The organism is Taylorella equigenitalis ATCC 35865 (assembly GCF_000276685.1).
Lineage (GTDB): Bacteria > Pseudomonadota > Gammaproteobacteria > Burkholderiales > Burkholderiaceae_B > Taylorella > Taylorella equigenitalis.
In genome coordinates this window covers 972,974-991,650 of sequence record NC_018108.1, presented here as the reverse complement: position 1 = coordinate 991,650, position 18,677 = coordinate 972,974, and the positions used below count along the sequence as shown (strand labels likewise).

Genomic DNA, 18,677 nt, shown 5'->3' with positions numbered 1-18,677 from the left:
TATTGATGAAAGCAATAGTAATTAGCGTTAATTTTAACGATTCAAACTTCGACTCTCATTTAAGTGAATTTCAAATGTTAGCAACGGGTGCTGGAGCACAGATACTTGAAACTGTTGTTGCAAAGCGAGACAAACCAGATGCTAAATTCTTTATCGGAAGCGGTAAAGTGGAAGAGGTTGTTGGTTTAATTTCTATTTATAAACCAGAAATTATCCTTTTTGATCAGGCTCTTAGTCCAGCTCAACAAAGAAATCTAGAGCGAGCATTTGGATTGCGTGTTATTGATAGGGTCACTTTAATTCTTGATATATTTGCTCTTAGGGCTAAAAGCCATGAAGGTAAACTTCAAGTTGAATTAGCTCAACTTCAGCATTTGATTACTCGGCTAACTCGTCTTTGGACTCACTTGGAGCGTCAAAGAGGGGGTATTGGTATGCGTGGACCAGGTGAGTCTCAACTTGAAATGGATCGACGTATGATTGGGGATAAAGTAAAGCAACTTAAAGAGCGACTTGCTAAATTAGATACCCAGAGGCTTACTCAAAGAAGAGCAAGAGCTAGATCAAATATGCTTTCAGTTTCTCTAGTTGGCTACACAAATGCTGGAAAATCCACTTTATTCAATGCATTGACACGTGCAGGCACTTATGAGGCAGATCAATTATTTGCTACATTGGACACGACTACCAGAAGGATTTGGATAGAAGATGTTGGTCAGGTCACAATTTCAGATACTGTCGGATTTATTAGAGACTTGCCTACAACTTTAATTGCCGCATTTAAGGCCACGTTAGAAGAAACTGTACATGCAGATTTATTATTTCATGTAGTAGATGCCGCAAATCCTCAAAGAGATGAGCAAATTCTTGAAGTAAATAAGGTTTTGAAAGAAATTAATGCTGAAGATATACCAACAATACTGGTGTATAACAAAATTGACCTTCTCGAGCAGGGAGCTAGAATAGAAACCGATGAACAAGGTAAAATAAACCGAATATTTGTGAGTTCTAAAACTCGTGAAGGTATGAATTTATTGCGTAAAGCAATCGCAGAATTTAAAAGTAACATTTAGGGAAAATTTCCATTGAAAGACAATTTGATCGCAAATCTTAATGATCCCGACTGGGGCAAAGGTCAGTCCTCAGAAAACCCAAAAGAAAATCCAAAACAACCAAGGAGTGATGCTCCTCCTGAACTAGATCAGGTGTTTGGAGATTTAGCAAATAAACTAAAAGGTATGTTCGATAAGGATTCGAAGCGTAGGGGTAATTTTGGTAGAGTCCCTCCAGGTGGTCCTAAAAAACCAACTTCAAAGATTTTATCTAAGTTTGGCTTTTTCGTAATTATTATTGGTCTTCTTATCGCCTGGCTAATTAGTGGCTTTTATATTGTTAAAGAAGGCCAAGTTGGTGTTGTAACTCAATTTGGAAAGTACTCGAGAACCGTTGCCCCTGGGTTTCAGTGGCATATACCAACACCAATTGAAAATGTTGAGATTGTAGATATATCTCGTGTTAGATCTTTTTCTGTTGGCTATAGAGATAATGCTAGAAATAAAGTTCTACCAGAGGCTTTAATGCTAACTGAGGACGAGAATATTGTTGATGTTCAGTTTGACGTTCAGTATCGTTTAAAAGCAGATATGCAAGGGACAAATGGCAAAAATAGTCCTGCTGCAAATTATTTATTTGAAACTAGAGCTCCTGATGAATCAGTAAGGCAAGCTGCTGAAACTGCTATGCGTGAAATTGTTGGTAAGCAATCCATGAATAAGATTTTATATGAAAGTAGAACTCAAGCAGCTATAGATGTAAGAAAATTGATGCAACAAATTCTTGATAGGTATAAAACTGGTATTGAAGTTATAACTGTAGCTATTCAAAACGTTCAACCACCAGAGCAGGTTCAAGCTGCATTTGAAGATGCAATTAAAGCGGGTCAGGATTATGAGCGTCAGAAAAATGAAGGTTATGCCTACGCAAGTAAAGTTATCCCAGAAGCACGGGGACGTGCCTCTCGTATTCAACAAGAGGCAGAAGGTTATAAAGCAGTTGTTATTCAAAAAGCTACTGGTGAAGCTGAGAGGTTCAAAAAAATTGAAACTGAATTTACAAATTCTCCAGAAATTACCCGTGAGAGGATGTACTTATCGTCTATGGAGGAATTATTAAAAAATACTCCCAAAATTTTGGTAGATTCAAAAAATAACTCACCTCTACTTTATCTACCCATAGATAAACTATCTGCCTCAACTAGAACTAATTTTAATAGAGTATCTGAAGGTTATATACCAGAGATTGAACAAAAGGATAATTCTACTTCTGTGGAGGATGAGGCTAATAAAATTATTGATAAGCAGGATATCAGATCCCGAGCTCTTAATCGTAACCGTGTTCGCTAAGAGGTAGTTATGAATCGTTCAATTTTAGGTATTATATTTCTTGGTATTCTTGCATGGTTCATATCATCTACTCTATTTATAGTAGGTGAACGTGATTATGCTTTAGTATTCAAATTAGGTGAGTGGCAAAGAACTATCAGTCAGCCTGGATTGCATTTTAAATGGCCATCTCCATTCCAAAATGTAATTTATTTGGACAAAAGGGTCCAAACAATTGAGTCAGGAGATACTGAAAGGATTCAGACATCTGAAAAGAAAAATTTAATTATTGACTCATATATTAAATGGAGAATTAACGATCCTCTAAGATTTTATATATCATTCGGACCTAGTGCTGAAAATGCACAATCCCGTTTAGGAGCTCAGATACGAGATGCATTAAATGCCTCTGTAAATACTAGGACTGTACGAGCTGTTATTTCACAAGAGCGTGATGTTGTTATGGCAGAAATTCTAAAAAATGTAGAAGAAAGAGCTAAACCTCTTGGAATTCAAGTAGTTGACGTAAGACTAAAAAGAATTGAGTTTTCTCAAGAGGTGTCCGATTCAGTTTATAACCGTATGCAGGCCGAACGTAAAGAAGAGGCAAATAGTTTAAGAGCTAATGGTTTTGCAGAATCCGAAAAAATAAGGGCCAATGCTGATAGACAAGTTAAGGAAATTCTTGCTCAAGCACAAGCTGAAGCTGAAAATACAAAGGGAAGTGGTGACGCTAAAGCTACTGAAATTTACGCTTCAGCTTATGGTAAAAATCCAGAGTTCTATAGTTTTTATAACAGTCTTAATGCTTATAAAAATATCTTTTCACAAGATAAGGATGTTATGGTTATCGATCCAAGCTCGGATTTCTTTAAGTACCTAAAACAATCATCTCAGGAAAATTCAAACTAAGGTTTAATTATGAAAAATGTTGTTGTAATTGGTACCCAATGGGGTGATGAAGGCAAAGGTAAAATCGTCGATTGGTTATCAGAAAGTGTATATGGAGTTGTTAGATTCCAAGGTGGTCATAATGCTGGTCATACACTATGGATTAACGGTAAAAAAACGATTTTACGTCTTATACCTTCAGGCATTATGCATCCAAATACCCAATGTTTTATCGGTAATGGTGTAGTACTTAGTCCAGAAGCTATTTTGGGTGAAATTAGTGAGCTTGAAGTTGCTGGTGTAGAAGTTAGATCAAGGCTTCATATTTCTGAAGCGGCCACTTTGGTATTGCCATATCATATAGCAATAGATCAGGTTAGAGAGGCTGCTAGAGGTGATAATAAAATAGGAACAACTGGTCGTGGTATAGGACCTGCTTACGAAGATAAAGTTGCAAGAAGAGCGATAAGAGTGCAGGATTTGTATGATCTAGAAGTTCTTGAAACGAAATTGCGTTCTGTTCTTAGTTATCACAACTTTATTCTTAAAGAAAGATATAAGGCCTCAGAGATAGAGTTTGAGCCGTTATTTGCAAAATTAAAGGATTGGGGTGATGAACTCAAACCTATGGTTGACGATGTTTCCCTAGATTTGTACAACCACTTAAATGAAGGTAAGAACTTTTTATTTGAGGGAGCACAAGGATCCTTGTTAGATATCGACCATGGTACCTATCCGTTTGTAACTAGTAGTAATTGCGCTGCAGGTACAGCTTCTGCTGGTGCTGGCATTGGACCTCATCACTTGAATTACATCCTAGGTATCACTAAGGCATATACAACTAGAGTTGGATCTGGACCTTTTCCAACTGAATTAATTGGTGAACTTGGCGATCATATTGCCAAAGTAGGACAGGAATTCGGCTCTGTAACAGGAAGACCGCGTAGATGCGGTTGGTTTGATGCTGTTGCACTTAAGAGGTCAGCTATTTTTAATGGTATTTCGGGTCTTTGTGTTACTAAGCTTGATGTTCTTGATGGTCTTAGTGAAGTAGGTATTTGTGTCGGCTATGAGTTAGACGGAAAGGTTATAGATGTACTTCCATATGGAGCTTCAAAGGTGTCTAAGGTTAAGCCTGTTTTAGAAATGATGCCTGGATGGAATGAATCCACTAAGGGGGTTACCGAGTATGATAATTTACCTCAAAATGCTAAAAAATATTTAAAACGTATGGAAGAGGTAAGTGGTGTGGATATTGCCCTAATTTCTACAGGACCTGACCGTAAAGAAACTATTATGTTAAAAAATCCTTTGGAATAGTATATGACTTCTAATTTTCCACAAAGTACAGAAAGCGACTTATGGGTGTCGTGGGATGAATACAATCATCTTATTGAAAGATTGGCATTTGAAGTTTATAAGTCTGGCTGGGCGTTTGACCAAATCATATGTTTAGCTAGAGGAGGTGTTAGAGTAGGGGATGTACTTTCAAGAATTTTTGATGTTCCATTAGGTATACTTGCTACTAGCTCATACCGTGAAGTTGCAGGTACTGTACAAGGGCAGCTTGATATTGCCAAATTTATTACTATTACTAAAGGCACTCTTGAAGGTAGAGTATTGTTAGTTGATGATATGGTAGACACAGGTCTAACTTTTAGCAAAGTACAAGACCATTTAAAGTCAGAATTCCCTCAGATTAAAGAGATGAAATCGGCAGTCTTATGGTGGAAGGGGCATTCGACAATTACCCCCGATTTCTATATAGAAAAACTACCAACTAATCCATGGATTCATCAGCCTTTTGAAGAGTACGATTCTATTAGACCACATCAATTAGAAGCTTGGATTCGAAAAGGACATCCCGAAAAGTAGCATTTAGGTCACAAGCCAACTTAACCTATTGACAATAAACAAAAGTCTATCTTAAAATGATAGACTTTACTAATAATATGCTCTCCCAGCATTTTAGGTGGTGAATTTTTATTTGCTGGGCAAAAAACTTATCTTTTATAAAAATTAATTTTTAGGAATTTTATTATTTATGCCTAGTGTTCGCCTTAAAGAAAATGAACAATTTGAATCGGCTTTGCGTCGATTTAAGCGCACTATCGAAAAAACTGGTTTACTAACTGATCTTCGTGCTCGCGAGTTTTATGAAAAGCCAACTACAGAGCGTAAGCGTAAACACGCAGCTGCTGTTAAGCGTCATCACAAGCGTATCCGTAGCCAGCAATTACCACCGCGCCTATACTAAATACATCTTTAGTTTAGTTTAAAATATGCAGCTAATCACTTCTGGGTTTAGCTGCATTTTTTATTTTTTTATATGTCTGATTCCTTTACTAACGAGCTCCTAAGTAGAACCAATATAGTAGATATTATCGGAGGATATTTAACCTTAAGAAAGTCAGGAGCTAGCTACATCGGTTTATGCCCTTTTCATAATGAAAAGCGACCTTCATTTTCCGTTAATTCAGCTAAGCAAATTTATAAGTGCTTCAGTTGTGGAGAAAGCGGTAATGTTATTACTTTTTTGATGAAGTATAACGGCATGACATTTCCTGAAGCTTGCAAATATTTAGCAGATAAGCTTGGTCTTGAAATGCCCAAAAGGCACAGGCTTACTGAAAGAGAACAACAAGAATTAAAGAATAAAAAATCACGTCAAGAGCTTATGTGCGACTGCCTCTTGCAAGCTCAAGAATATTACGTTTTTAATTTACAAGACAGCAAAGAGGCTAAAACTTACATTGCTAAAAGAGAGCTAAACGAGGATTCAATAAAGAAATTTTCACTAGGTTGGTCAGGTTCTGAATACAAAAATTTAGCCCATAAATTTCCCGATTACGATGACAAATTATTAATGGATGTAGGTCTTGTTCTACAAAATGAGGAGCTTAGAAAAAGGGATCGTTTTAGAAATAGGCTAATGTTTCCAATTTTGAATGAGAATGGTAAGACCATAGGGTTTGGCGGTCGAACTTTGAATAATGATCAGCCTAAGTATTTAAATTCTCCTGAAACTGAGGTTTTTCATAAAGGTAAAGAGCTTTACGGATTATTTGAAAATAAAAAAGGAATAATCAAAGAGAAAAAAGCCCTAGTCGTTGAAGGCTATATGGACGTAATAGCTCTAAGTCAGCATGGTTTTGACTATGCCGTTGCCACTCTAGGCACGGCTACAAGTCAAACTCATATTCAAAAATTATATAGATACACTAGTACTATTATATTTTGCTTTGACGGCGACACAGCAGGAAGAGAGGCTGCATGGAAGGCTTTAAATGAGTGTTTACCTATATTAAAAGAAGGGCATTCAATAAGATTCTTATTTCTACCTCCTGAGCATGATCCTGATTCATACGTGAGAGCTTATGGTGGTACTCAATTTAAAAATCAGATTAAATCTTCTAAGCCTCTATCGATTTATCTGCTTGATGAGCTCAAAACTCGTTTTAATTTGAATGAAGCAGAGGGTAGGGCTGGTTGTTATAGTTTTGTAAAGCCTTTGATTGCTACCATTCCAAAATCTGCTATAAAAACACAAATGGAGAAAGAGGTAAGCAAACTTTTAAATCTCACACATGAAGAGTTTTTAGCAGATTTAGGACTTTCAGATACAGATTTTAAGAAAGCAGACCGCTCATACAAAAAAACAAAAATCAAGAAAAGCACTCGCACTTCTAAAGTTTCTGTTGAGCCACTTGAATATAAATTTATTAAACTGTTGGCAATGTATCCTTACCTCACCCAAAAATTATCAGCTAGGCATATTGAAATACTAAAAAAATTCCCCAAATATAGACTTGTACACGAGTTTATAAATTTAATTTATAAACACCAGATATCTGTGTACAGTCAGCTTTTAAATCAAGTTGATATTGATGTTGATTTACTTCAAATTCTAGATAGTATTGAATCGAGTCCGTTAAATTTGGACGAGGTTGAAAGTCCTGAAGAAGTTCTTAAGGACACACTACAGAGGGTTGAGTTAGATTTTATTCAGACAGAAATGAGTGAAATAGCTCAGCGTGAGGATTTGGAGCACTCTCAAAAAGAGTCTATGCTTCAGAGGTTAAATCGCAGATATATAGCACTTAGAAATCATTAATTTAAGCTATAATTTAAGGTTACATAAATTAGCAAAGGGATAGGTAAAGACGTGAAAAAGCAAGATAAAAAAGATGCTTTAACTAAGTCAACTAAGTCAGCAAGTACAACTAAAGGTTCAACTTCAAGTAAAGCTACAAAAAGTGTGGCTACAACTTCGGTTAAAAATAGTTCCTTAAAGAAACCTACTGCAACTAAGACATCTCCTAAAACTACAGCTAAATCTACAAAGGCCTCTATGTCTAAGCCTGCTACCAAACCTAACACTAAAACTGTAGCATCAAAACCTGTAGCTACTAAAGCTAAACCTAGTCTCAAAACTACAAAAGCAGAAACTTCAACTAAAAAAGTTTCTAAGTCAGTCCCTAAGTCTGTGGCTAAGACAGCTTCTAAATTGACAGTTAAACAAACTTCAAAGTCTAGTACTAATGAATCTACAAAAGCTCCAGCTTCCAAGAGTAATATATCCAAGGGTACTAGCTCTAGTAGTGCTAAAGCTCAAGATAAGTCAACTAAAACTGTTGCACCTAAAAGAGCTAGTTCAAGTTCTGCTACAAAGATAGAAAAATCAAATACAAAAGCTAAACCTTTAAGCAAAACTTCTATTAAAACTAAATCAATTGCTAAAAAAAGCATTGCCACAGAAAGTAGTTCAAAAGTTACGTCTAAAACTTCAACAGCAAAACCCACACGAAATATAGTCTCTAATAGAGATATAGATGAACTTATGTCTATTGATAGTGATGATGATTTCATGCCTAAAATTTCTAGACGTGGTCGTAAGCCTGGAAGCAAAAATGCACCTAAAACTCAAGCTAAATCTACAGAAGATTTTGATTTAGGGGATCCATCAGATGAGGACTCTGAAAGTCTTGATGATATCGATGATTCTACTTCTAAGGGTTCTAAATCCTTTCGTTCCAAAGCTGAAAGTAAAAAAATCTCTGACGAAGAAAGGCGTCAGTTAGTTCGTTCATTGATCAAACAGGGTAAGGATCACGGGTATCTAACTTATGCCGAAATTAATGACGTGTTATCGGATGATATCGTTGACTCTGAAGCGATGGAATCTATGGTCTCAACTCTTGAAAGCATGGGCATTCCTGTTTATGAGGAAGCTCCTAATGCAGAGGACTTAATTCTAGCGGAACCTTCAAATGTAAACGATGACGATGACGTAGATGACGAAGCTGAAGTGGCTCTTACAACTGTAGATTCCGAATTTGGTAGGACTACTGACCCTGTGCGTATGTATATGCGTGAGATGGGTTCTGTTGAACTTCTTAATCGTACAAAAGAAATTGAGATTGCTAAACGAATAGAAGAGGGTTTAAAGCATATGGTTATGGCCATTGCCAACTCTCCAACTACTATTAATGAAATTTTAGAGCACATACAAAAAGTTAGAGATGGCAAAGCTCAAATCGAAGAAATCGTGGACGGATTAATTTCTGATGATGGCGAAGAGTATGCTGGTTCTGGTGCTGCCGATGCTGACGAAGAGTCAGAAGAAGCTCAAACTGGAGGCATGAGTAGCCTTCAAATCGAGAAACTTCGCGAGGAATCTCTAGCTAAGTTTGATAGAGTTCAAAAGGCTTTCGATAAAATGAAGGCTGAATACGAGAAGGGAAGATTTCAATCACAAGCATACAACAAGGCCAATCAGCAAATACATGATGAAATTTCTGGTGTTAGATTTACCGCTAAGATGGTTGAAAAACTTGCTGAGATTTTGCGTAAGCAAATAGAGCGAGTTCGTGAATTAGAAAAAGCTATGCTTAGTGTTTGCGTGGATAAAGTTGGTATGCCTCGGGAGCATTTTATTGACTCATTCCCAGGGAATGAAACCAATCTTGAATGGGTTAATGATGAGCTTAAGAAAAAGCCTAAATATGCTGAAAAACTTGAGCGTTCTATTCCTGATATTCATGAGATTCAGCAAAAATTTATTGATCTTGAAAAAGAAGTTATTCTTCCCATCAAGGAATTAAAAGACGTTAACAAACGTATGGTAAATGGTGAAGCTAAAGCTAAGAAAGCTAAGCATGAGATGATTGAAGCTAACTTGAGATTAGTTATTTCCATTGCCAAAAAATACACAAACCGTGGTTTACAGTTCTTAGACCTTATTCAAGAAGGTAATATAGGACTTATGAAGGCCGTTGATAAGTTCGAGTACCGCAGGGGTTATAAGTTTTCAACTTATGCTACTTGGTGGATTCGTCAAGCTATCACGCGTTCAATCGCTGATCAAGCACGTATTATTCGTATCCCAGTACATATGATTGAGACTATTAACAAAATTAATAGAATTACTCGTCAGATATTACAAGAAACTGGCGTAGAGCCTGATTCAGCTATGCTTGCTGAAAAAATGGATATGCCTATAGAGAAAATACGAAAAATACTTAAGATTTCTAAAGATCCTATTTCTATGGAGACTCCTATAGGCGATGATGATGATTCTCATCTTGGAGATTTTATTGAGGATACTTCAACCTTGTCACCTGAAGAAGCCGCACTTCAACGTTCTATGAGTGAGGTGTTTGATGAGGTTATAAACTCCTTGACGCAAAGAGAGGGTAAAGTTCTTCGCATGAGATTTGGTATAGGTATGAGTTCTGATCAAACTCTCGAAGAAGTGGGTAAGCAATTTGATGTGACACGTGAACGCATCCGTCAGATTGAAGCTAAAGCTTTGCGTAAATTAAGGCATCCAAGCAGGGCTGATAAGCTTAAGAGTTTCTTGGAAAACAGTTAAATTTAGGGTCAGTTAAACTGGCCCTTTTTGATGTCTTCTAATAGTTCTTTAGCTGGACCATATTTATTTGAAGATGCCATTTCTAAATAATGGGTGGCAATACCCAAGTCTCTAGTCACTCCAGTTCCTTCAAAATACACCTTGCCCAATAGGTATTGTGCTTTGGTAATACCTTCATCAGCGGCTTGTTTTAGAAAGTATATAGACTGCTTATAATCCTTTGTAGTTCCAATACCCTCAAGTAGCATGTAACCCCAAACGCCTTTTGCACTTGAATCTGACCTATAAGCCGCATTTTCAGCCCAATTCGCTATTTGCTCAGCGAGTTCAGAACGTGGATATTTAGCTGCTTCAGCCAAAAACAACTGTGAAATCTTACTTTCGGCTGGAACATAATATTGATTTGCGGAAAGAACTAGCCATTTAAGACCAGTTTTGAAATCTTTGTGAAAATAAAAGCCTGATATGTATGCAAGTCCTAAATAATATTGTGCCTTAGGATCACCTTTAGTAGCTAATTCACAAAGTTCCTCCATGTTGTAATCCATGGCTTCTAAACCATTTGTCTCAGCCATGGCAAAATCTGTGATAACTTTAAGGAATTTTTTGAAAAATTTTGACATGCAAAACTATTTAAAAATAGTGGATATATAAAAGTTTAGCATGGGTAAAATTTGAGATATAGTGGTAGGCGATACTGGAGTTGAACCAGCGACCTCTACGATGTCAACGTAGCGCTCTAACCAACTGAGCTAACCGCCTGTAAAATAGATTGGTATTGTATTGTAAATCTAATATGAATATCAATAATATCCATCCAAGTTGGAAAAGTTTTTTTGATTCTCAAATTGAGCTAGCTTATTTTGATTCTTTAGTATCAAAGATTGATAATGCTCGTTCTAGCACAACAGTCTATCCGCCAGAAGATATGGTATTTTCTGCTTTTAAATTAACGCCTTTAACGGAAATAAAAGTTGTTATTTTGGGGCAGGATCCTTACTACAACGAAGGTCAAGCTCATGGTTTGGCATTTTCTGTGCAGCATGGAGTAGCATTGCCACCTTCACTTAAAAATATTTTTACTGAGCTAAAAAACTCTGTTGATAATTTTAAAATCCCATCTCATGGGTGCCTTGAAAGTTGGGCAAAACAAGGTGTCATGCTATTAAATGACGTACTCACAGTAGAGCAAGGAAAACCTAATTCTCATAAAAATTGGGGTTGGGAAATATTTACAACAAATGCTATTTCTCAAATAAATTTTTCATGTCAAAACGTAGTTTTTCTTTTGTGGGGTGGCAATGCAAAAACCAAATCAAAATTAATTGATAAATCAAAACATTTAATTCTTGAAAGCCCGCATCCATCACCGCTTTCAGCCTACCGAGGGTTTTTCGGGTGTAACCATTTTACGAAAGCAAACAACTATTTAATTAGCCACGGCATGTCCCCAATTTTGTGGGAATTAAAGTAGGACATTTTTGTCCGTAGCATTTTTTACGAATTGGCAGCTCAAGTCAAATAAAGCAAACTGTAGTCACCTTTTTAACAGGAGACTAATATGCATCTCGTTTTACAAAATCAGAAAAAAACTTTAGTAAGAAAACCAAGTCTTAAAAAAAGATTAGGACAAGGTATGACTGAGTACATAATCATCGTAGCTTTGGTATCAGTAGCTGCCATTGCTGTCTATCAACTCTTCGGTCAAGTTATTCGCTCTCAAACAGCGGCTATGGCTAAAGAGATTGCAGGCGAAGATGGAACCTCTCAATCTAAGAAAGCTCAATCTGCAGCTAAGAAAGCTGAATCACAGACTAAAGCTAAAACACTTAAATCATTTACCGGTAATGCTAAGCAGGCTGGTGGCTAGAAATGATTAAGATGCCCCTGGGCTATAGGAAAGGTCAAGTTTTAGTGCTTGGCCTTGCCTTGATTGCCATCGTGATTATAAGTTTTTTGGGTATGTATAGAAATAGTCAAATTATTTCTAAACGCACAAAACTCACACATGTTGTGGACTCGGCAGCCTATGCAGGGGCTATTGTTCAAGCAAGGGCTTTAAATATGCAGGCATATATTAATTTAGCTCAAACTGCAAATCAGATTGCTTTAGCTCATTTAATTACTCAGGGCTCATGGACTCAGTGGGGTCAAAATATGGGTAAGCAAGTCACAAAAAGAAACCCTCAAGCAGAATTAATAAAAAGATTTTTTGGAAGTAAATATTCTAGAGCCTATTTAAAAGGCAAAAGGGCACAACTTGGGGCATCATCACATATTGCTGATTTAAAAAATCAATTTGAAAGTCATCAAAAAATAATTAACGAAGTTCTTTTTGAAACTAGTAAAGCAATTCATGACACGCAACTTGATATGCGCTCGAAAGCTGTATTTGAACTTATTCAATCAAATTACACAAAAGATGATCTTAAAACAATTAGCTGGAATATAGAGGATATAGAAAATCCTGAGATATCAGTTATCTACAACCCTAAGGGGAAGTATATAAGCTTTATTAGAGATGTTAGTGAAAAGTATAAATTTCTACAGAAAAGATATTTTCTAAAGAGTAGTTTTCTAACACCTATATATAAATCATGCCCTACTTTGAGACATAGATTAATCCGTCGAGGTGAAACAAAACTTAATAAGGATGGTGATTGGGAATCAATTGACACTCAAAGTTTTCATTCACTGAGGCTTAGATTAAAGGTTATGTGCTACTACCGTGAATATCCAATGGGTTGGGGATATACAAACCACGATTCAAGTTATATTGGTGAAAGCATACCTCATGTAAAAGATCCGCCGTCAAATTTTTCAGCTATGACATTTTTTAAATGGATAGAGGAAAAAACTTCTGGATGGAATATTTTTGATACTCAAGAAAATGGATTAGCTAATTCATATGCAATTAAGCAAGGTCTAAAGTGGTCATCTGGTGGTTTGGTCCCTTTTGTAGATATTATCAATCACAGTGCATCAGCTACTTCATTTAGGGTAAGGCTGAAAGATAAAAACGTTTTTGGTCACCAGGTAGAAACTGTATCTGCGGCTGAAAGTTATTTTGAGCAATATAAGCACTGGGATGAAAAACCAAATTTATGGCACCCTAATTGGCTTGCGAGGTTAAGACAATGGAAATAAATACTCGTAAAGGACAGGCACTTGTGGAAAGCTTTGTGCTTTTAATAGTAATGGTTATGTTTTACTTGGCTATTCCATTTGTAGGAAAGTTAATCAACGAAAAACAGTCTTTACAAAACGATAGTAGATACATGGCTTTTCAGTATGCAATTCGAACTGGAGATGGGGCTAAAAGTTTATATAAAACCAATTATTCAAATGCAAATTCTTTAAGTGATGAGGCACAACCTGGTCAGCTATTAGCAAAATCTAAAATTCTTCGAGAGGAGTGGGGTATTCAAGATAAGGGAATCATCACTGCTTCCTCATTTAAAACAATCAAAGATAAAACAAAAAGTAAATTTCTAGCAGAAAAATTTATGCTTAGAGAAGAGTTGAAAATACTTTTTGATATTTCAAATGAAGCATCATCAAAGTCCGCCCATGACAGATCTTCAAGCAGTAAAACAGCTTGGAAGAATGCTAATTCAAAAACACAAAAATTAAGCTCGAAATCAAATGCACTTATTAGTGCAGTAGATAAACCACTTAAGAGAAAACTTCCAACATTTGACTCGTTTAGCAAGTGGATTGGAGAAATTCCAAATCATCATAAAAAAGTGTGGTAGACCAAATGGTTAGATTTAAATATTTTCTTCTTACTGTATTTTTATCTTTATTAAGTCTTCTTTTATTGATTAGTACAGCTCATTCAAATCCCGTAGAAAAGATTGATTGGATTGAACTTGAAATTAAAAATAGCAGTCTTTTGTATGAGACCAAAATTAACGGACTTAATCTTGAGATATATGAACTATCTTTAATGAATTCATTTGATAATTTACTGGATAGTTGCGAAAAAAATCATGCTTTTATACATGCAGTTGATTCAGATTTATTTATTTTTCCTGAAGACAGTCATCAAAGCGAATCCCTTCTTATTACTGATTATGAACGCTTTTTAAAAGATAAAAAGCTCAAGTTAAAAGCATATTTAAGCATATTAAAACCAAGCGTAATAGTTGGTAGGGTACCGCAAAAAAATTATCTACCAGATCAATTAGAACTTCTATTTACAAACGAAATGAACAATAAGCAAATTTACATATATGAAATTAAAGGAGAAAAGGGACTTATGCAGTATTTAGATAAATTAGCTAAAGAAGGGTGGTTCGAAACTTACAAAAAAACATTGCCAAATAAAGAGATAAGTACATGGCAAAAAAAGATAAACAAATCAAATGAAAATCTATTCTTATCAAAAATTAGGTTAAAGAATCGTGATTATTTGAGTGTGAGCCGTATTGTTAATTAAGGGGCGTAGATGATAAGGATAAGAAAATCTTGGTATATAGCTGGGTTTGCAATTGGAGCTGGAATTTTGGCTACATTTTCAGCAAACAAATATATGAAGGAAAAGATATCACAAATTGAAGCGAATCATAGACAAGTGATGATTCCGAGAATAGTAGCTGCAGGGGATATACCTGAGGGAACCATTATTGATTCGTCAATTTTAGCAGTGCGTGATATTCCAGAAAATTGGGTTAGTAGTGACAGTTTAAGTCCAGATGAATTTGAACGCATAGAGGGAAAGATTATTACAAGTCCTTTGACAGCGGGAGATCCAGTCTTGTGGGCTCACACTAGCACAGTTAGTAGACGTCCATTCTCTGAAAAAGTTGCTGTTGGAAGACGGGCGGTCACTATGCCTGTCGATACCATTAACTCAGTTTCGGGTTTGATTGTGCCAGGCGATTTAATAGATTTATACGTTTCCTTTAAGTATAGGAATAGAGATATAACAGCACCACTTTTACAGGGCGTACTAGTATTAGCAACTGATAAGGAATCGAAACTAACTAACGATGGATCTGAACGTGAGTTCTCAACAGTAACTTTAGATACATCTCCTGAAGAGGCAGCAAAATTAGTTGCTGCTCGTCAAGATGGTGTAATTACAGCCTTTTTGAGAAATCCAGATGATAAAAAAGCAAGTCAGAAAGGTGTGAAAGGTGATTTGGCTAGCATACTTGGCATTGCCACAAGTGGACCTATAGTTAGAAAAAAAGCGTCAGTTATCTATGGAGATCAAGGGTCAAAAAAAATGACAGAAATTGCTAACAATTCCGAAGACCACACACCTACTAAGGAAGAAATTCTACAGCAATCAGTAATAAATATCCCGGGACAGGAAGACATTGTTAGCTCATGGATTTCTGAAAATGCTAAGAAAAAAGAAGTCGCTACCCCTAATGATAATGAAATCTCAAAAAGAGAGGAAGATGTAGATGAAGAGTAGATATAGTAGGATTCTTATATTAAATTTTTTGTTATTACACGTTCCCACAATTTATCAAGAAGCCTATGCTCAAACGACAAATACGCCAAAAGCTATAAAAATGGAGATTGGTCAAATAGAGGTGTTGAACTTTCAAAGTATTGGTCGTGTAGCTGTGGGAAATAGTAAGTTACTAAATGCCACCACTAGTGACGATAAAGAGCTTGTGCTCTTTGGTCTTAGCGAAGGATTCACAACTTTACAGGTTTGGGATAAAGGGGGATCTATTAGTAGTTACAGAGTGGTTATAGAGTCAGCAAATCAAAATAAATTATTAAAAGATATTCAAAGAATTCTAAATAAAATTCCAAATGTAAAAACATCTGTAATTGCTGATAAGGTTATTGTTGAGGGTGATAAATTATCAGACTTTGACCGAGAAAAGGTTGTTCAACTTACAAAACATTATCCGCAAATCATAGATATGTCTAGCCAGGTAGGTTGGGATGAAATGTTGATGATCGATGTTCAAATCGTTGAGCTACCGCGTCAATTCGTTCAGCAACTCGGATTGAGATGGGGGACTACGGCAGAGGGCGGTGTCCAAATTGGTGCTACCTTAGAAGGGTCAACAGCTAAAAAAGCATTTGCATATCAAAGTAATCTTTTAGCTAATAGTGTTGGCAATGCTGGTGCAATAGCGAACCCAGCATTTTTTGGTGGAATTAACGCATTCTTAAATGCAAGTATTAATGCTATGGCTGTTGAAGGACAGGCTGTTGTATTAGCTCAACCTCAACTCACAGCTAGAAACGGAACTACAGCAGAATTTCTAGCTGGAGGTGAAGTTCCATATTCAATGGTTGATGACAAAGGACAAGCACAAACAGTATTTAAACCCTATGGCGTTAGTTTAAATATAACACCCCGTATTCAACGTGACGGAACGGTTAGATCAAAAATAAATGTTGAAGTAAGCACAGTAGACACTTCCATGAATTTAAATGGAGGTCCAGCCCTCAAAACTAGAAGGACCTCAACAGAATTCAATACAAAATCTGGGGAGCCAATTGTGATTTCTGGATTCATATCAAGAGATCAAATGCAAAGCATGACGAAAGTGCCTGGCATAGCTGAGACACCGATATTAGGAGAATTGTTTAAATCTAGAAACTTTCAAAATAATGAGACGGAATTAGTAATCATAGTTAGACCTTACGTTGTTAAACCAGGGGATAAAACTATGAAGACTAAAGTTCATAGAACTAAGTCTGTGTTAGATTCCACATTTGAACAACAACCTATTCTGAATGTGCCTATTCAAGATGAACCCGAGAAATATTATAAGTCTGAAAAAAGACATATTAAATATATTAAAACTCAATCTAAGACTCATTACTTAGCTCCAGTAGAACATATACCATTAACTAAAGCATTTCCAGAAAGATATATCCAAAAGCCTTCTCCTACAAAATTAAAGCTATCACGCAAAGCCTCAAGGACCAAGAGAATCAAAGCTAGGAGGATAAGAAGATGATTGAGTTAGATGTTACATACGAAAATGGAACAAAGAAAAAAGTAATCCTACCACTACCAATAAAAATAGGTAAGTCAGAGGACAATCAATTGGTTATTAAATCGTGGAGGGTGTCAAAGCTTCATGCGACGATTACTCTTGATGATGGGGCTACCTTTATCAACGATAATTATTCTTTACTTGGGGTGTTTGTAAATGGGAGAAAAATACAAGAGCAACAAAAATTAAAAATCGGTGATGAGCTAATTATTGGACCTTGCAAAATGAAGGTTCTTCAAGTTCCTCAGAAAAAGGAAAATAACGGGAACATTGCCACCCAAAATATAGATGTTTTAAATGAAGTTAGACAGAAGGTTCCTTCAAATATTTTGAGAATTTTGCACGGAGAATTACTGTCAGCAATGGATCTTAGAAAGCTTAAATCTTCTCACGAATCTACTACAGATTTAAAAGCTAGAGCCGATAGTGTTTTGGAAAATATTTTTGAAACTGGAGACGAGAGATTTTCAGCTTATCCTAAAGATGAGCTTAAGAAGCTTGTAATCAATGAAGCTTTTGGATTGGGTCCGTTAGAAGAGCTTTTAGAAGATGAAAATGTTAGTGAGATTATGGTCAACTCATATAAGGATATTTACGTTGAAAAAAGCGGAAAGCTACAAAAAACGGGAGTTTCATTTTCTGGTGAATCTGCTGTTCTTAGTGTGATTGACCGCATCGTATCACCATTAGGGCGACGCATAGATGAAAATTCTCCCATGGTAGATGCAAGATTAAAGGACGGCTCGCGAGTAAATGCAGTGATACCGCCTATAGCCCTAAAAGGTGCCAGCATAAATATTCGTAAATTTTCAAAAAAAATATTAGGTGTAAAGGCTTTAATCGAAAAGGGGACTATGACATCCGAGATGGCTAGCTTTTTAAATTTTGCTGTCTTAAACAAAATGAATATTTTGATTTCTGGAGGGACTGGCACTGGTAAAACCACAGTACTAAATATCTTGACAGCGGCTATACCTCATACAGAGAGACTTATTACTATAGAAGATGCGGCTGAACTTCAATTACAACATCCACATACTGTTAGTTTAGAGTCACGACCAGCTAATGCAGAGGGACAGGGTTTAGTAACTATTAGGGATCTTCTAAGAAACGCCCTTCGTATGAGACCTGACAGAATTGTAGTTGGAGAATGTAGGGGAGCGGAAGCCTTCGAAATGCTATCTGCTATGAATACTGGGCATGAGGGAAGCCTATCGACGCTTCATGCAAATAGTCCAAGAGAAGCATTAAATCGGCTTGAGACTATGATATTAATGGCTTCAATGGAGTTGCCATTAAGTGCAATCAGAGAACATATTGCAAGTAGCGTAAATTTTATAGTTCAACTAACTAGACTTAATGATGGTAGAAGAATCATCTCAAGTATTGTTGAAGTTGGTGGAGTAGATTCGGGCATAATTCAACTTCAAGAACTCTATAGCTATAAAAAATCCTCTAGTACTTTTATTTACTCGGGTCTGATGCCATCTGCTTTTGAAAATCTCAGAGAAAACGGTCAGCCCATCCCTCAAACTATGTTCATATAAG

17 protein-coding genes and 1 tRNA gene are annotated in these 18,677 nt (G+C 36.3%); 16 read left to right on the top strand and 2 right to left on the bottom strand.

Annotation, left to right across the window (positions count from 1 at the left end; genetic code table 11):
- Window positions 1-5 precede the first annotated feature (5 nt).
- The 8 genes from hflX (at window position 6) to rpoD (ending at window position 10,146) form a co-directional block, all read left to right on the top strand.
- On the top strand, window positions 6-1,073 hold the full coding sequence (gene hflX / locus KUI_RS04550) for a GTPase HflX (protein ID WP_013522674.1): 1,068 nt from the start codon (window positions 6-8) through the stop codon (window positions 1,071-1,073).
- Window positions 1,074-1,085: 12 nt separating this feature from the next.
- Complete coding sequence (gene hflK / locus KUI_RS04545; RefSeq protein ID WP_013522673.1) at window positions 1,086-2,402, top strand: FtsH protease activity modulator HflK; 1,317 nt, start codon at window positions 1,086-1,088, stop codon at window positions 2,400-2,402.
- Window positions 2,403-2,411: 9 nt separating this feature from the next.
- Entirely contained in the window at window positions 2,412-3,293 is an 882-nt protein-coding gene (hflC, locus tag KUI_RS04540; protein ID WP_013522672.1) for a protease modulator HflC, read from the top strand.
- Window positions 3,294-3,299: 6 nt separating this feature from the next.
- Window positions 3,300-4,592, top strand: a complete 1,293-nt coding sequence (locus KUI_RS04535; protein WP_044953967.1) for an adenylosuccinate synthase — start codon at window positions 3,300-3,302, stop codon at window positions 4,590-4,592.
- A 3-nt stretch (window positions 4,593-4,595) separates the two neighbouring features.
- Complete coding sequence (locus KUI_RS04530) at window positions 4,596-5,147, top strand: phosphoribosyltransferase (protein ID WP_013522670.1); 552 nt, start codon at window positions 4,596-4,598, stop codon at window positions 5,145-5,147.
- Window positions 5,148-5,316: 169 nt separating this feature from the next.
- Window positions 5,317-5,529: a 30S ribosomal protein S21 gene (gene rpsU, locus KUI_RS04525; RefSeq protein ID WP_013522669.1), complete on the top strand. Its 213-nt coding sequence runs from the start codon at window positions 5,317-5,319 to the stop codon at window positions 5,527-5,529.
- A gap of 72 nt (window positions 5,530-5,601) precedes the next feature.
- Window positions 5,602-7,386: a DNA primase gene (dnaG, locus tag KUI_RS04520; protein WP_014840406.1), complete on the top strand. Its 1,785-nt coding sequence runs from the start codon at window positions 5,602-5,604 to the stop codon at window positions 7,384-7,386.
- A gap of 462 nt (window positions 7,387-7,848) precedes the next feature.
- Window positions 7,849-10,146, top strand: coding sequence for an RNA polymerase sigma factor RpoD (gene rpoD / locus KUI_RS04515; RefSeq protein WP_406848864.1), 2,298 nt, complete (start codon window positions 7,849-7,851; stop codon window positions 10,144-10,146).
- 8 nt (window positions 10,147-10,154) lie between these two features.
- On the opposite strand, the gene KUI_RS04510 is transcribed toward rpoD, so the two are convergent.
- Complete coding sequence (locus tag KUI_RS04510) at window positions 10,155-10,769, bottom strand: tetratricopeptide repeat protein (protein ID WP_013522666.1); 615 nt, start codon at window positions 10,767-10,769, stop codon at window positions 10,155-10,157.
- Between the two features lie 62 nt (window positions 10,770-10,831).
- A tRNA-Val gene (locus KUI_RS04505) sits at window positions 10,832-10,908 on the bottom strand.
- Window positions 10,909-10,942: 34 nt separating this feature from the next.
- Here KUI_RS04505 and ung point away from each other — a divergent pair.
- The 8 genes from ung (at window position 10,943) to KUI_RS04465 (ending at window position 18,676) form a co-directional block, all read left to right on the top strand.
- Window positions 10,943-11,620, top strand: coding sequence for a uracil-DNA glycosylase (ung, locus tag KUI_RS04500; RefSeq protein WP_013522660.1), 678 nt, complete (start codon window positions 10,943-10,945; stop codon window positions 11,618-11,620).
- A gap of 87 nt (window positions 11,621-11,707) precedes the next feature.
- Window positions 11,708-12,016: a Flp family type IVb pilin gene (locus KUI_RS04495; protein ID WP_013522659.1), complete on the top strand. Its 309-nt coding sequence runs from the start codon at window positions 11,708-11,710 to the stop codon at window positions 12,014-12,016.
- Window positions 12,017-12,018: 2 nt separating this feature from the next.
- On the top strand, window positions 12,019-13,293 hold the full coding sequence (locus tag KUI_RS04490) for a Tad domain-containing protein (RefSeq protein WP_014840404.1): 1,275 nt from the start codon (window positions 12,019-12,021) through the stop codon (window positions 13,291-13,293).
- The gene (locus tag KUI_RS04485; protein ID WP_013522657.1) at window positions 13,284-13,901 is read left to right on the top strand and encodes a hypothetical protein; all 618 of its coding nucleotides are present in this window, start codon (window positions 13,284-13,286) and stop codon (window positions 13,899-13,901) included. The genes KUI_RS04490 and KUI_RS04485 overlap by 10 nt, the downstream gene beginning before the upstream one ends.
- Before the next feature lie 5 nt (window positions 13,902-13,906).
- Entirely contained in the window at window positions 13,907-14,587 is a 681-nt protein-coding gene (locus tag KUI_RS04480; RefSeq protein WP_014840403.1) for a hypothetical protein, read from the top strand.
- A gap of 9 nt (window positions 14,588-14,596) precedes the next feature.
- Entirely contained in the window at window positions 14,597-15,574 is a 978-nt protein-coding gene (cpaB, locus tag KUI_RS04475; protein ID WP_013522655.1) for a Flp pilus assembly protein CpaB, read from the top strand.
- A complete protein-coding gene (locus KUI_RS04470) occupies window positions 15,564-17,090 on the top strand; it encodes a type II and III secretion system protein family protein (protein ID WP_014840402.1) in 1,527 nt (508 codons plus the stop codon). The genes cpaB and KUI_RS04470 overlap by 11 nt, the downstream gene beginning before the upstream one ends.
- A complete protein-coding gene (locus KUI_RS04465; RefSeq protein WP_014840401.1) occupies window positions 17,087-18,676 on the top strand; it encodes an ATPase, T2SS/T4P/T4SS family in 1,590 nt (529 codons plus the stop codon). Before KUI_RS04470 ends, KUI_RS04465 begins: the two co-directional genes overlap by 4 nt.
- The last annotated feature ends 1 nt before the right edge of the window (window position 18,677 follow it).